The sequence below is a fragment of the Actinosynnema sp. NPDC023794 genome (assembly GCF_040639675.1).
In the GTDB taxonomy this organism is placed as follows: domain Bacteria; phylum Actinomycetota; class Actinomycetes; order Mycobacteriales; family Pseudonocardiaceae; genus Actinosynnema; species Actinosynnema luteola.
Genome location: NZ_JBFAFR010000020.1, coordinates 105,848 through 119,715 on the forward strand (window position 1 = coordinate 105,848; position 13,868 = coordinate 119,715).

At 71.2% G+C, this 13,868-nt stretch carries 14 protein-coding genes, 1 tRNA gene and 1 other RNA gene; 6 read left to right on the top strand and 10 right to left on the bottom strand.

The window, feature by feature from the left end:
- Positions 1-29 precede the first annotated feature (29 nt).
- Complete coding sequence (locus AB0H12_RS31340; protein WP_499627851.1) at positions 30-347, top strand: hypothetical protein; 318 nt, start codon at positions 30-32, stop codon at positions 345-347.
- Positions 348-702: 355 nt separating this feature from the next.
- On the opposite strand, the gene AB0H12_RS31345 is transcribed toward AB0H12_RS31340, so the two are convergent.
- The 6 genes from AB0H12_RS31345 to AB0H12_RS31370 all read right to left on the bottom strand — a co-directional run bounded on the left by AB0H12_RS31345 (position 703) and on the right by AB0H12_RS31370 (position 5,617).
- Positions 703-1,041 carry a hypothetical protein gene (locus AB0H12_RS31345; RefSeq protein ID WP_499627853.1) on the bottom strand — a complete coding sequence of 113 codons (339 nt, stop codon included), beginning with the start codon at positions 1,039-1,041 and terminating at the stop codon, positions 703-705.
- A gap of 248 nt (positions 1,042-1,289) precedes the next feature.
- A tRNA-Ala gene (locus tag AB0H12_RS31350) sits at positions 1,290-1,362 on the bottom strand.
- A gap of 130 nt (positions 1,363-1,492) precedes the next feature.
- Positions 1,493-2,254 carry a DsbA family protein gene (locus AB0H12_RS31355; protein ID WP_499627856.1) on the bottom strand — a complete coding sequence of 254 codons (762 nt, stop codon included), beginning with the start codon at positions 2,252-2,254 and terminating at the stop codon, positions 1,493-1,495.
- A gap of 67 nt (positions 2,255-2,321) precedes the next feature.
- Complete coding sequence (locus tag AB0H12_RS31360) at positions 2,322-3,638, bottom strand: MFS transporter (RefSeq protein WP_499627857.1); 1,317 nt, start codon at positions 3,636-3,638, stop codon at positions 2,322-2,324.
- A gap of 61 nt (positions 3,639-3,699) precedes the next feature.
- Positions 3,700-4,512 carry a GNAT family N-acetyltransferase gene (locus AB0H12_RS31365; protein ID WP_499627859.1) on the bottom strand — a complete coding sequence of 271 codons (813 nt, stop codon included), beginning with the start codon at positions 4,510-4,512 and terminating at the stop codon, positions 3,700-3,702.
- Positions 4,513-4,516: 4 nt separating this feature from the next.
- Positions 4,517-5,617 carry a glycosyltransferase family 2 protein gene (locus tag AB0H12_RS31370; protein ID WP_499627861.1) on the bottom strand — a complete coding sequence of 367 codons (1,101 nt, stop codon included), beginning with the start codon at positions 5,615-5,617 and terminating at the stop codon, positions 4,517-4,519.
- A 28-nt stretch (positions 5,618-5,645) separates the two neighbouring features.
- On the opposite strand from AB0H12_RS31370, the gene hrpB reads away from it, so the two are divergent.
- From hrpB to AB0H12_RS31385, 3 genes are read left to right on the top strand one after another with little or no spacing between them, the layout of a single operon-like run.
- Positions 5,646-7,976: an ATP-dependent helicase HrpB gene (gene hrpB, locus AB0H12_RS31375; protein WP_499627864.1), complete on the top strand. Its 2,331-nt coding sequence runs from the start codon at positions 5,646-5,648 to the stop codon at positions 7,974-7,976.
- Positions 7,977-8,031: 55 nt separating this feature from the next.
- A complete protein-coding gene (locus tag AB0H12_RS31380) occupies positions 8,032-8,457 on the top strand; it encodes a hypothetical protein (RefSeq protein ID WP_499627866.1) in 426 nt (141 codons plus the stop codon).
- Entirely contained in the window at positions 8,454-9,065 is a 612-nt protein-coding gene (locus AB0H12_RS31385; protein WP_499627867.1) for an alpha/beta fold hydrolase, read from the top strand. Before AB0H12_RS31380 ends, AB0H12_RS31385 begins: the two co-directional genes overlap by 4 nt.
- 130 nt (positions 9,066-9,195) lie before the next feature.
- Here AB0H12_RS31385 and ssrA read toward each other — a convergent pair.
- Positions 9,196-9,568, bottom strand: a transfer-messenger RNA (tmRNA) gene (ssrA, locus tag AB0H12_RS31390).
- A 166-nt stretch (positions 9,569-9,734) separates the two neighbouring features.
- Here ssrA and AB0H12_RS31395 point away from each other — a divergent pair.
- Positions 9,735-10,982, top strand: coding sequence for a sensor histidine kinase (locus AB0H12_RS31395; RefSeq protein WP_499627869.1), 1,248 nt, complete (start codon positions 9,735-9,737; stop codon positions 10,980-10,982).
- The gene (locus AB0H12_RS31400) at positions 10,970-11,614 is read left to right on the top strand and encodes a response regulator transcription factor (protein ID WP_499627871.1); all 645 of its coding nucleotides are present in this window, start codon (positions 10,970-10,972) and stop codon (positions 11,612-11,614) included. The genes AB0H12_RS31395 and AB0H12_RS31400 overlap by 13 nt, the downstream gene beginning before the upstream one ends.
- Here the strand turns inward: AB0H12_RS31400 and AB0H12_RS31405 are convergent.
- The 3 genes from AB0H12_RS31405 to ftsX are packed head-to-tail and all read right to left on the bottom strand — an operon-like array spanning position 11,601 to position 13,864.
- Positions 11,601-12,428 (bottom strand): amidohydrolase family protein, encoded by an 828-nt coding sequence (locus tag AB0H12_RS31405; RefSeq protein WP_499627873.1) that lies wholly within the window; start codon positions 12,426-12,428, stop codon positions 11,601-11,603. The genes AB0H12_RS31400 and AB0H12_RS31405 overlap by 14 nt on opposite strands.
- Positions 12,429-12,454: 26 nt before the next feature.
- Positions 12,455-12,931, bottom strand: coding sequence for an SsrA-binding protein SmpB (smpB, locus tag AB0H12_RS31410; RefSeq protein ID WP_123743904.1), 477 nt, complete (start codon positions 12,929-12,931; stop codon positions 12,455-12,457).
- 30 nt (positions 12,932-12,961) lie between these two features.
- The gene (gene ftsX, locus AB0H12_RS31415; protein WP_499627874.1) at positions 12,962-13,864 is read right to left on the bottom strand and encodes a permease-like cell division protein FtsX; all 903 of its coding nucleotides are present in this window, start codon (positions 13,862-13,864) and stop codon (positions 12,962-12,964) included.
- Positions 13,865-13,868 lie beyond the last annotated feature (4 nt).

Consider the following 13,868-nt stretch of genomic DNA (forward strand, 5'->3'; position numbering starts at 1 on the left):
TGCGCTGATCGAGTAGACGAAGGAAGCGCATGCCCAACCAGTTGAACCCGGTCGAGCAGGAAGGACTGCTCCGCGACGCCGGTGGCGTCCTGCTGTCGGCGGCGCCGCAGGGCTGGCGGGAACTGGAGTTGTCGTTCCGCTCCACCGTAGCCGTCGACACCTCCACTTTCCTCTGCACCACGGAAGGCGGGGAACAGGCCCGACTGGCGCCGCCTACCCGCGCACTGCGCCTGTTCGGCAAATTGCGCGAAGGCATGTACATCGACGGCAAGGGCGCGTGGTTCACAGCACGCATGACGATCCAATCGCCCGGTCGCTACCAGGTCCGAGTACGACTACGACGGTGAGCCGGTGTTCACCCCGCCGTTGACGCCAGACACCTACGCGTTGGACTACGAGCACTTCCCAGGTCCGAGGAGAACACCCCGGAATGGCTGAAGCTGAAGTTGGCGGAAGCCAGCCGGAAGACCGAGAGCTGAGACGGTGCTGTCGCCGACCTCGGCGACAGCACCTGGTGCAGGAGTGAACCGACATCTTCTAGGGCAAAAATGGCACCACATGCCCGCTGACGGTCGTCCGGATCGGTTGCGGAGGGCTTCACCGGAACTGGGCGTTGACGGCTGCTACGGCAGCCGAAAAGTCACTGAGCAGATCCACCCCAATGGGATCACTGAGTGGCCCCCGAAGCGGCTGTTCTTGCTGTCAACGTCGTTGGGCAGCACGAACACGCCGCGCGGTGATGACGACCGTGACGAGGCTGATCGCCATGCCGATCACAGCGAACACCACGATGGCGACAGCCGGTGCGATCGGCAGCTCCACGGTCACCTCACCGCTTCGACAGACGACGGCCGGTGTTGCGTCGAGACGCAACTCGGCCACCGCCCGGGTCGACGCCAGTTGTCCCGCTGCATCGCTCTCGCACCACTGGTGGGTCGACGCGATCTGGGCGAAGCCGAGCGCCGCGATCCCGAGGACGGTCGCGAGAACCAGTGCGCACGCCACCGCGAGGCCGCGGTCGTTCAGGAGTGGTCGTGTCATGTCAGCGCAGGAGACTCCGGTATCGAACATTGACTGCAGCCACGGCGACCGAAAAGTCCCGGGCAGATCCACCCAGCTAGATTGGTGAGACTTGGAGCACACGCCTGACAACATTTCGTGCGGAGCGACCGCTTGCTCCAGATTTGCTCCAGCCCGACCACCGCAGTCCACAGTGGACGCAAAAGCAAGATCGCCCGCTACCTGCATTACCGCAGGTCAGCGGGCGAATCCGGTCCTACATTAAGTTGTGGAGCTGAGGGGACTCGAACCCCTGACCCTCACACTGCCAGTGTGATGCGCTACCAGCTGCGCCACAGCCCCTTGCCCGCACGTTTCCCGGCGGTTGGGGCCGCCGTTCTCGTGTGGCAATACCGTACAACACAGCACCCGCAGGGACGAAATCGGGGGGTGCCACACGACGTCCGGGCTGCTGGGCGGGGGTGTGACAGGCCTACTTGAGCAGGTTGGTCAGCCAGTCGCCGTCGTCCCACTTGACGACCTGACCATCCCTCATCACGGTGGGGGTGCCTTCGAACTTGCCCGTCGCCCGCACGGCGTCCAGCTCGGCCTGCGCGGCCTGCTCGTGGGCACCGCTCTCGACACACTGCTTGAACGCGTCACCGGTGATCCCGAGGTCCGTGCCGAGCTTCACCAGCTCCTCCTTGGTGTGCCCCGGACCACCTTCCTCGGGCTGACGGAGGAACAACGTCTCGTGGTACTCCCAGAACTTGCCCTCATCGGCCGCGCACAACGCCGCGTTCGCCGAATCACGCGAGTAGCCCTCGGGGTCCGAGAGCCGGTTCAGGAACGGCAGGGCGTGGTAGCGGACCCTGAGCTTGCCCGCCTCGATCTCCTGCTTGATCTGCTCGCCGTACGCCTTCTTGAAGGCGCCGCACGCGGGGCAGAGGAAGTCCTCGTACAGGTCGAGGGTGACCTTCGCGTCGTCCTTGCCGACCACCACCGCGCCGGCCTCGCGGACGATCGGCGCGGACACTCCGGTGACCGCGGGCGGGTTGGCCAGCGAGTCGTCCGAACCCGAGTCGGACGACGACCAGATGACCCCGCCGATCACGGCCACGGCCAGCACCACGACGACCACGACCCCGATGATGACCTTGGTCCGGTCGCCGGACGTACCACGCGCCGCGACCACCGCTTTGGTCGCCCGCTGCTGCTGCTTCTTCTTCCGAGCGTTGCGCTCCGCGCCACCCACCGCACTGCCCTCCCGGTCACAACCCGGCCCGCAGGCTACCGAGAGATGCTGAGCAGAACCTGAGCGCTCACGCGTCCGGCTGACGCGGACGACCCGCGACGCGCTCGCCCACCGGCACCTCGGGCCCCTCGTCCAGGCACCCCGCCTCCCCGGCCACGTCCGACGCGACGTGCGTATCCTCCTCCCGAGGCAGCGTCTCGGGCGAGAACAGCCAGAACACCAGCGCCACCGCGGCCATCGCACCCGTCAGGGTGAACGCCGCCTGGTACGAGAACTGGTCCACCAGCACGCCGGCGAGCAGCGGCCCGACGATCGCGCCGCAGTCGGCGACCATCTGGAACGCCGCCAGCACCGGCCCGCCCTTGGCCTTCGACCCGATCACGTCGGCCACGACGGCGTTCTGCGGCGGGTTGAGCAGACCGGCGCCGACGCCCGCCACCAAGGACGCGACCATGAACATCGGCACGCCGACACTGAACCCGAGCCACACCGTGCCCACCGCGGACACCGCGAGCCCCGCGATGGCGACGGGCTTGCGACCGATCGAGTCCGACAGCTTCCCGGAGATCATCAGCACGGCGGCGTTGCCGGCCGCGAACACCGACAACGAGATGCCGGCGATGGCGGGCGTGCTGTGCAGCGCCTCCACCACGAACAGCGGCACCAACGAGATCCGCACGCCGAACACGGCCCAGCCGTTGGCGAACCCCGACGCCAACGCCGCCCGGTACGCCGACAGCCGCACGGCCGCGCGCACGGGCATCGACTCCTGCTCGACCGACTTGTCCAACGTCGCGGCGAGCGTGGACCGGCGCAGGAACCACCACACGAAGACCGCGGCCACCACGAGCGCCGCCGCGTAGGTGACGAACGGCACCTGGATCGAGATCTCCACGAGCGCCGCGCCGACGATCGGGCCGCCGATGTTGCCGAGCAGGAACCCGGTCGCCCACAGCCCGGACGCCCGGCCGCGCATCGGCGCGGGCGTGATCCGGATCAGCAGGCCCACGGCGGCCACGGTGAACATGGTCGACCCGATGCCCGCGAACGACCGGAACACGATGAGCTGCCAGTACGCGGTGGCGAAGCCGCACGCGCCGGTGCCGACCGCGACGATGAGGATGCCGACGACGTAGACCCACGTCTCGCCGAACCGGTTGACCAGCCGACCGCTCATCGGTGCGAACAGGAGCCTGACCAGGGCGAACGAGCTGACCACGGCGGACACGGCGAACGTGCCGACGTCGAAGCTCTTGGCGTACGCGGGCAGGACGGGCGCCACGATCCCGAACCCGAGGGCGATGATGAAGCTCGCCACGACGAGCACCCACACCTCGCCGGGTAGCCGGGGCTTGACCTTCACGTCGGACCCGGTCCCCAGCACTGTGCGCCCCTTCCGATCTCCGTTAGCTGTGCTAAGGATATGCGGTACGGCAACTAAATACTCAATCGAGCAGCTCGTCGACTCTGCGCGCATACGCCGTCACGGGGTAACAAACGTCGAAGCCGCAAGCTTCCACGAACCGCTCCCCCGCGCCGCCCTCGGCCACGTGCGAGGCCACCAGCAGCGCGCCCGCCTCGCGCAGCTCGGCCACCACGCCGTCGACCAGCGCCTTGCCCAACCCGCGACGACGACGTGCCGGCCGCACGACCGCGTGCTCGACCAACCCGACCCGGCGCTCGCCGAACCCGGACGCGAACCCGCCGATCCGCTCGCCGTCGTCGACCACCACGAACACGCACCGCGGGTCGTCCAGCCGCTGCCCCAGGTGCCGCAGCAGCCTCGGCCCGTCCACGCCCAGGTCGTCGGCCAGCAGTTCGGCGATCCCTTCGAGGTCCCCGTCCCGCGCCGGCCGCACGAGTGGCGACCGCCGCACCTCACCCCGGTGCACGACGGCCAACGACTCCTCCACCGCGTGCCACCCGGTGTCGTCGGCGATGCCCTCGATCTCGGCCACCGTGGTCGGCGAGGCGTACAGCACCGCCTCGGCCCGCCCCACGTCGGCGAACGTCTGCTCCAGCCGCATCAACGTGCCCGCGACCTCCGCCGACGACCCGTACACGCCGCACGCGTGGTTGCCGCCGGGCAGCGGGTTGTCGCGGTTCACCACGACCTGGGCCACGCCGACGCGGCCGACCTTGCCGTACCGGACGGCGCCGGCGGCCAGCCGGGTGGTCTCCACCAGCCCGGCCAGGTCACGGGCCCGGTACGGGTCGAGCAGCTCGGGGTCGTCGGGATCGCGCAGCGGGTCAACCACGACGTCAGCCTCGCACGTCCCGGCCCTTCCACTTCGTGGTCCCGCGCAACGCCCGCCACGCCGCGTCCAACGACATCGCGCCGAACGTGACGTAGGCCAGCGGCGCGAGCACGGCCGCCGACTGCGGCTGCCTGCTGCGCCGCAGGAAGATCCACTCGGCGAGCGACTGGCCGAGCCAGGCCAGCATCCCGGGCTTCGACCCGCGCAACGCCGTCACCACCGGCACGACCCCGTACGCGATGTGCGCGAGACCGGTCGACCCGAGCGACAGGAACGCGCCGGCCGGCCCCTTGGCGTACAGGGACGTGCCGGCGACCATGCTCTTGCGCATCGACGCCCACGTGTCGCCGAACGTGTCCAGTCCCGTCGTGGTCAGCGAGTCCGCGCCGTCCACGTACCGCGTCCGACCGCCGTGGTCGCGGACCAGCGTGGCGAAGCCGACGTCGTCCGCGCGCGACCCGGCGATGGCGGCCCAGCCGCCCGCCCGTTCGTACGCCGTGCGGCGGACCAGGATGCAGTGCCCGACGGCCAGCGCCATGCCGCGCCGCCCGTCCACGGACGTCGTCTCGAACAGCAGCTGGTTCACCGGCGGCAGCAGCAGCCACCAGCCGGGGTTCGGCTCGCCCGCGCGCCCGGACGTGGACACCAGGTCGAGGTCGTCGCGCCGGGCGCCCGCGAGCAGCCTGCCGACCAGGTCGGGCGCGGCCTCGGTGTCGGCGTCCATGAACAGCAGCCAGTCGGTGTCGGCGTCGGCGGTGCCCACGTGCAGCGCGTGCACCTTGCCCGCCCAGCCGGACGGCGGCCCGGAACTGCTGACCAGCCGCACGCGCGGGTCCTCCGCGGCGTGCCGCCGCACGATCTCGGCGGTGCGGTCGGTCGACGCGTCGTCCACGACGACGATCCGCAGGTTCGCGTGGTCCTGTTTGCGCAGGCCGGTGAGGCACCGGTCGATCGAACGCTCCTCGTCGCGCGCGGGCACGACGACGGTCACGGGACCGTCGTCGACCTGCGCCGCGGGCAGCCGCTCGACCTCCTGCCACACCTTGATCGTCACGGCCGCGCGGGCCAGGGCCACCGTCGCGCCGAGGACACCCCATTTCCCCATGGGTCCACAGTGGCACAACACTGGGGCCGTGGAACTGCCGAACCTGCCGATCCGACCGCTGCTCGGCGAGATCGCGGCGACGCTGACCGCGCACGGCTCGGCGGTCCTGGTCGCGCCGCCCGGCACCGGCAAGACGACGTTGGTGCCACTGGCTCTGGACGGTCGGGTGATCGTGGCCGAACCACGCCGGCTGGCCGCCCGTGCCGCCGCCGCGCGAATGGCGAGCCTGCTCGGCGAACCGGTCGGCCGGACCGTGGGCTACTCGGTGCGCGGCGACCGCAGGACCTCGAAGGACACCCGGATCGAGGTGGTCACCTCCGGTCTGCTGGTGCGGCGGTTGCAGCACGACCCGGAGCTGGCGGGCGTCGGCACGGTGCTGCTGGACGAGTGCCACGAGCGGCACCTGGACGCGGACCTGCTGCTGGCGCTGCTGCTCGACGCCCGCGCCGGGCTGCGGCCGGACCTGAAGCTGCTGGCCACGTCCGCGACCGTGGCGGCCGACCGGCTGGCCCAGCTGCTCGGCGACGCGCCGGTGATCCGGGTCGAGGCGCGGACGTTCCCCGTGGACGTCGTGCACACCCCGCCGGCGCGCCGGGAACGGGTCGAGGCCACGACGGCCCGCGCGATCCGCCAGGCGTTGTCCGAAGTGGATGGTGACGTGCTGGCGTTCCTGCCTGGCGTGGCGGAGATCCGGCGGTGCGCCGCGCTGGTCGGCGGCGACGTGGACGTGCTGCCGCTGCACGGTCGCCTCGCCACCACCGCGCAGGACGACGCGTTGCGACCGGGAGCCAGGCGGCGGGTCGTGCTGGCCACCGCGATCGCCGAGTCGAGCCTGACCGTGCCGGGTGTGCGGGCGGTCGTGGACTCCGGCCTGTCGAGGGTGCCGCGGGTCGACCACCGGCGCGGGCTGTCGGGCCTGGCCACGGTCCGGGTCAGCGCGGCGGTGGCCGACCAGCGCGCGGGCCGGGCGGGACGTGAGGCGCCCGGCAAGGTCTACCGGTGCTGGCCCGCGCACGAGCACAGCACGTTGCCGCGCTACCCGGAGCCGGAGATCCGCACCGCCGACCTGACCCGGCTGGCCCTCGAACTGGCCTGCTGGGGCGTGCCGGACGGCGAAGGGCTCGGTTGGTGGGACGCGCCACCGCCGGGCGCGCTGGACGCGGGCCGCTCGGTGCTGCGCGCGCTGGGCGCTCTCGACGCGAACGGCGGCGCGACCGATCGGGGCCGCCGGATGGCCGACCTGGGCCTGCACCCCCGGCTGGCGCGGGCGTTGCTGGACGGCGCGGCGGCCGTGGGCGCGCGCAAGGCCGCCGAGGTGGTGGCGCTGCTGGACGACGACCGGGCGAACTCCGGTGTCGAGCTGTCGACCCGTGACGCCGACCCGCGAGAGGTCCGCCGCCTGGCCGCGATGGTCGACGGCACGGGCTCCGGTGCGAGCGACCCTGCCCTGGTGGTCGCCCTCGCCTACCCGGAACGGCTGGCGCGCAGGCGTTCCCCCGGCTCGCCGGTGTACCTGATGGCCGGCGGCACGGCGGTGGAGCTGCCGCCGGGCAGCGGGCTGGCCGACGCCGAGTGGCTCGCCGTGGCCGTCGCCGACCGCGAGGCGGGCCGCGCGCACGGCCGCATCCGGTCGGCCGCGCGGGCGGACGAGGAACTCGCCGTGGCCGCAGCGTCGTCCCTGCTGACCACCGAGGACGACGTCCGGTGGGACGGCGACGTGGTCTCGAACCGGCTGCGCAAGCTGGGCGCGATCACGTTGTCCAGCAAGCCGCTGCACGACCGCGAGGCGATCCGCGCCGCCCTCCTGGAAGGCCTGCGGACGGAGGGCGCCGGCCTCCTGCGGTGGGACGCGGACGGTCTGCGCACGCGTGAGCGGATGGCCTTCCTGCACCGCGTGATCGGCGACCCGTGGCCCTCGGTGGACGACGAGGCGCTGCTCGCCGTGGTCGACGTGGGCGACGCGCGCCGCAAGGCCGACCTGGCCCGCATCAGCGGCGAGCAGGTCGTGCGCCGGCTCCTGCCCTGGCCCGCCGCCGCGCGGTTCGACGAACTCGCCCCGGACCGGCTCGAAGTGCCTTCGGGTTCACGCATCCGGGTGGACTACTCCGCGTCCGGGCCGGTGCTGCCGGTGAAGGTGCAGGAGGTGTTCGGCTGGACCGAGACGCCCCGCTTGGCCGACGGCCGCGTGCCGATCGTCCTGCACCTGCTCTCCCCGGCCGGTCGCCCGACCGCCGTGACGGGCGACCTGGCGTCGTTCTGGCGGACCGGGTACCCGCAGGTCAGGTCGGAGCTGCGGGGCCGCTACCCGAAGCACCGCTGGCCCGAGGACCCGATGACCGCCCGCCCGGCTCGCCGCTAGCCACTTGACGGAATGCGTCAAGTACTTGACGATAGCCGTCAAGGAGGTGGCGCGAGTGCTCGCAGAACAGATCGCCACGATCATCCGCACGCGGTTGCTCGACCCGTTGGAGATCCTCTTCGACGACGTCGGCGACCTGCCGTCGCGCGCCGACGAGGTGGCACGGCGGATGGCCGCGACCATGCGGGGTGACGACGACTCGGCGGCCGTGCACGCCATCGCACGGCTCATCGGCGCCCTGTACCCCGGCGACGCGCCGTTCGACCCGCCCGCCGACTGGTGGCGCACACCGCTCGGCCAGGTCGTGGCACGTCGGATGGGCCACCCGGCCGCGCAAGCGGTCTCGTACTCCGTGGCCGGCGCGATGCTCGGCGTCACCAAGCAGGGCGTCCACGACCTGGTGCGACGCGGGAAGTTGGAGCGGAACACGGACGGCGGCGGCGTGACCGTCGCCTCGGTGCGGAAGAGGTTGGGCGCATGAAGGTGCTGGCACTGCACGGCGCGGGCGGTTCACCCGCGGACTGGGACCCGATCGTGACGGCGCTGCACGGCGTGCACGACATCGTGCCGCTGTCGGTGACCGGCCCGTGGGACTGGGACTCGGTCCTGGACCGGATCGAACCGCACGCCACCGACAACCCCGCCGTGCTGGGGATGTCCATGGGCGGCATGATCGCCGCGCTCTGGGGCCGGCGGCACCCCGAGTGCCCGGCCCTGATCAACATCGACGGCCACGGCGTGCCGACCCAAGCGCAGCGCTACCTGAACCCCACCGCCGTCGCACCGAGGATCGCGGCGCTCCGCGAGCAGTTCCGCGCCTACGGCCAACCCGAGCTGCAACAGGCCCTCGAAGACCTCGACTGCTTCGACGTCTTCCGCGACCTCCGCTGCCCCATGCTGCTGGCACTGGCCACCGAGCCGATGCCCGGCCACCCCCTGTTCGAGGAGTACCGGGAAGGTTTGGCCCGCGACGTCGCGACCCTGCCGCCGAACATCGAGGTGGTCCACCTGGACGCCACCCACGCCGCACCCCGGGAAGACCCGACCCTGGTCGCCACCCTGATCACCCACTACCTGGCCACCCGCTGACCCACCCGGCTCGACCACCCACGGATGGGTCCGGGGGGGCAACGCCCGCCGGGCGCGGCCTGAGGAGTTGCACCGCAGGAACACGACGGGCGAGGTGGTCGACGCTCTCCGTCGACCACCTCGCCCGAGCGAGTGGAGGTGCCGGGAATCGAACCCGGGTCCTCTGCCGCATCATCAAGGCTTCTCCGTGCGCAGTCCGCTACATCTCTACTCGGCCCCGGTGATCACGCGGACAAGTCACCGTGATGAGCCCAGCCACTGTGGGTGTCCCGACCGTTCCCCGTGGCCGGGAACGGCGGTGAGCCTCCTAGCTGATGCCGGCGACCGGAGCGGAGGCGCCCCCGGGCCGACAGCGTCGCTCCTAGCCTCAGGCGGCGAGGGCGAACGCGCGCTGGTCGTTAGACTCGGCGCTTATTGGTTTGCGATGACGCTTACGGTGGTCTCTCGCCTGCACCGGCACGCTTCCCTTGAATCAACGCACAAAGTCGAAACCGTTCACCCCCGTGTCGTGGGTCCTGCTCCGCACAGCATAACGCCCCGCCGACCCCGGTTCACTCCCATTACGTTGGTAGGGCTGTCCCCACCCCACGCCGGCCGGCGGACCTGATGGTCCCAGCCACCCGATCGAGCGATGCTGGTCGGGCAACATCCGGCGTGAAGGTGGGAAACATGACGACGCGGGTCAACCCGAACATCGGCCGGGTCAGCGGGTACTTCCTGCTGAACCTGGTCACAGGGCTCTTCTGGTTCGTCCTGCTGGTGACGCTGGGCGCGGTGAGCATCGGCACCGCGGTGATCTGGGTCGGCGTACCGCTGGGCGTGCTGACGCTGGCCCTGGCGCGCGGCGCGGCGTCGGCCGAACGGGCCTGGCTGCGGGCGACCCTCGGCGTGGACATCCCCCGGCCGTACCGGGAGCTGCCCAGCGGCGCCACCGCCCGGGCGAAGGCCATCGCGAGGGACCCGGCGACGTGGCGCGACCTGTCCTACTGGCTGCTCATGCTGCCGCTGGGCGTGGTCGAGTTCGCCCTCACGGTGGCGCTGTGGTCGGCCGTCGCGGGCACCGTGTTCCTGCCGTTCTACCAGCACTGGCTCCCGGTGACGTGGGAAGTCACGTTCAGCGAGGGCAACGTGTGGCTGGTCGACTCGTTCGCCAAGGCGCTCCCGGTGAGCGTCCTGGGCCTGGTGCTCGGCTACCTCGCGTACCGGCTGCTCAAGGCCCTCGGCCGTGGTCACGCGCTGCTCGCCCAGTCCCTGCTCGGCCCCTCGCGCTACGGCGTGCTGTCGGCCAAGGCGGAGCAGCTGTCCGCCAGCCGGGCCCGCGGCGTGGAAGCCGCCGAGGCGGAACGCCGGCGCATCGAGCGCGACCTGCACGACGGCGCGCAGCAACGCCTGGTCGCCGTGGCCATGGGCCTCGGCCGGGCGCGCAGCAAGATGGAGTCCGACCCGGACGGCGCGCGCGAGCTCATCGCCGAGGCCCACGCCGACGCCAAGCTCGCCATCTCCGAGCTGCGCGACCTGGCCCGCGGCATCTACCCGTCGGTGCTGGGCGACCGCGGGCTGGACGCGGCGCTGTCGTCGCTGGCCGCGCGCTCCCCGATCCCGGTCGAGGTGGAGGTGGACGTCGAGCCGCGCCCGCCGACGGCCGTGGAGAGCGCCGCGTACTTCACCGTGGCCGAGACGCTGACCAACGTCGCCAAGCACTCCGGCGCGACCCGGGCGCACGTGAAGGTGTCCCGCACCGAGAACTCCGTGGTGGTGGAGGTCACCGACAACGGCCACGGCGGCGCGGAGGTGCGCCCGGGTGGTGGGCTCGCCGGGCTCGCGGACCGTGCTGCGACGATTGACGGCGTGGTCGTCGTGGTGAGCCCGATCGGCGGGCCGACCGTGATCCGGACGGAGCTGCCGTGCGCGTGGTGATCGCGGAGGACTCGGTCCTCCTGAGGGTCGGTGTGGAACGCCTGCTGGCCGACGAGGGGATCGAGACGGTCGCGGCGGTGGACGACGGCGGCGCGCTGCTCGCCGCGATCGAGCAGCACCGCCCCGACCTGGCCCTGGTGGACGTGCGGATGCCGCCGACGTTCACCGACGAGGGACTGCGGGCGGCGATCGAGGCGCGCAAGCGCATCCCCAACCTGCCGGTGCTGGTCCTCTCGCAGTACGTGGAGGAGCGGTACGCGGTGGAGCTGCTGGCCGGCGGCGCGAACGGCATCGGCTACCTGCTCAAGGAGCGCGTGGCGGACGTCTCGGAGTTCGTGGCCGCCCTCCGCCGGGTCGCCGACGGCGGCACGAGCATCGACCACGAGGTCATCACCCAGCTGATGGTCCGGTCCAAGCGCAACCCGGTCGACTCGCTCACCCAGCGTGAACGCGAGGTGCTCGCGCTGATGGCGCAGGGGCTGTCGAACGCCGCCATCGCGGCCTCGCTGGTCGTCTCCGACGGCGCGGTGGAGAAGCACGTCGGCAACATCTTCGCCAAGCTCGGCCTGGAGCCCAGCACGAGCGAGCACCGACGTGTGCGCGCCGTGCTCGCCTACCTCAACCTGGGCTGAGGCCGAGCAGCCTGGCGCCGTTGTCGTGCAGCACGGCCCGCAGGAACGGCTCGCCGAGCCGCTCGTCGGCGGCGGCCCAGCCCTCGATCGCGTCCAGCTGCGCCGAGTAGTCGTACGGGATGTTCGGGAAGTCCGAGCCGAGCACGACCCGGTCCGCCACGTCGACCAGCCTGGCCGCCCAGTCGCGCGGCAGCGCCGCCATCGCCTCGGTGAACGGCACGCCGACCATCGTGGTGTCCAGGTGCACCCCGTCGTACCGGCCGAGCAGGTCCAACGCGCCCAGGTAGTCGGGCATCCCGGCATGCGCCAGCACCGCGACCAGCGACGGGTGCCTGCGCAGCACGTCCTCGAACACGTCCAGCCCGGTGTGCGCGCCGGGCACCGGCCCGTGCCCGCAGTGCACCACCACGGGCACCCGCGCCTCGGCCAGCAAGCCCCACGCGCCGTCGAGCGAGCGCGGGTCGTAACCGCCCACCTGCACGTGCGCCTTGAAGCACCGCGCACCGGCCGTCAACGCCCGCGACACGTACGCCTCGACGCCCGGCTCCGGGTACAGCGTCGCGGTCGGCACGGCGCCGTCCACGCGCGAGCCGAAGTCCAGCGCCCAGTCCGTCAGCCACTCGCCCATGCCGGGCTTGTGCGGGTAGACCAGGGGCGCGAACCCGACCACGCCGAACGACCGCAGCACTGCCAGCCGCTCGGCCTCCGGCAACCGGTACCGGATCGACCAGTCGACGCCGTAGTGCCGCGACGCCTCGTCGAAGAACGCCCACACCTTGTCCAGCACGCGCTGCGGCATGAAGTGCACGTGCACGTCGACCAGGCCGGGGACGGCGGCGTTCAGTAGCGGCCCTTCAACGCGCGCCCGTGCGCCTTCTGGATCTCCCGCTCGGCGTCCCGCTTGGCCAGGTCCTGCCGCTTGTCGTACGACTTCTTGCCGCGCGCCAGCGCCAGCTCGACCTTGACGTACCCGTCCTTGAAGTACATCGACAGCGGGATCAGCGACAGACCGCTCTCCTTGGTCTTGCCGATCAGCCGCTCGATCTCGCCCTTGTGCAGCAGGAGCTTGCGCTTGCGCCGCACCTCGTGGTTGGTCCAGGTGCCCGCCACGTACTCCGGGATGTGCAGCGCGTGCAGCCAGATCTCGCCGTCGTCCACCTGGCCGAAGGCGTCCACCAGGGACGCCCGGCCCATGCGGAGGCTCTTCACCTCCGTGCCGACGAGCACGACACCGGCTTCGAAGGTGTCGAGGATGGTGTAGTCGTGCCGAGCCTTGCGGTTCGACGCGATCACCTTCTGACCGCGTTCCTTGACCATGACGGAAACCTTACGTGAGCGCGCCAGCGGTTATAGGCGCACGTAGAGACGCAGCGTGACGTAGCCGGTCAGCGCCGAGATCGCGATCGCCACACCGACCAGGATCGGTGAGAGGAAGAGGATCTCCACCATGCTCACCTCGGGGATGATGTTGGCCGCGAACAGCTCGCCGAGCACCCGGTCGAGCAGGAAGAGCTTCGCCACCACGAGCAACCCGATCGAGACGACGGAGCCGATGACGCCGGCGACCACCGCCTCGATGAGGAACGGCAGCTGGGTGTACCAGCGGGTGGCGCCGACCAGGCGCATGATGCCGACCTCCGTGCGCCGGGTGAACGCCGACACCTGGATCGTGTTGGAGATCAACATCAGCGCGGCGAACGCCTGGAGCGCCGCCAGCACCAGCGCACCGTCGCGCAGGCCGTTCAGGAAGCCGAACAGCCGGTCGAGGTCCTCGCGCTGGTCGTCGACCTTCTTGACGCCCGCCTTGCCGGTGAACGCCTGCACGATCACGTCGGACCGCTGCGCGTCCTCCAGCTTGACCCGGAACATCGCCGGGATCGCCTCGGGACGGGCCAGCTTCGCCAGCTCCGGCTGCGACTCGAAGACCTTCTTGAAGCGCTCGAAGCCCTTGTCGCGGTTCTCGTAGACGACCGTCTCGACCCCGGACGTGGTCTCCAGCTGGCTGCGCAGGCCCGAGCAGGGCTGCTGCGTGCAGTCCTTGTCGTTCACGCTGATGTCGTTGGTGAGCATGACCGCCACCTCGAGCTGGCCGAGGTAGTCGTCCTGCATCTTGCCCACCATGTTGACGACCAGCAGGCCGACACCGAGCAGCAAGAGCGAGATCGCGGTCGTGAGGATCATCGCGATGGTCATCGTGACGTTCCGGCGCAGGCCGGTGACGACCTCGCTGAACACGAAGCTGGTACGCATCGGG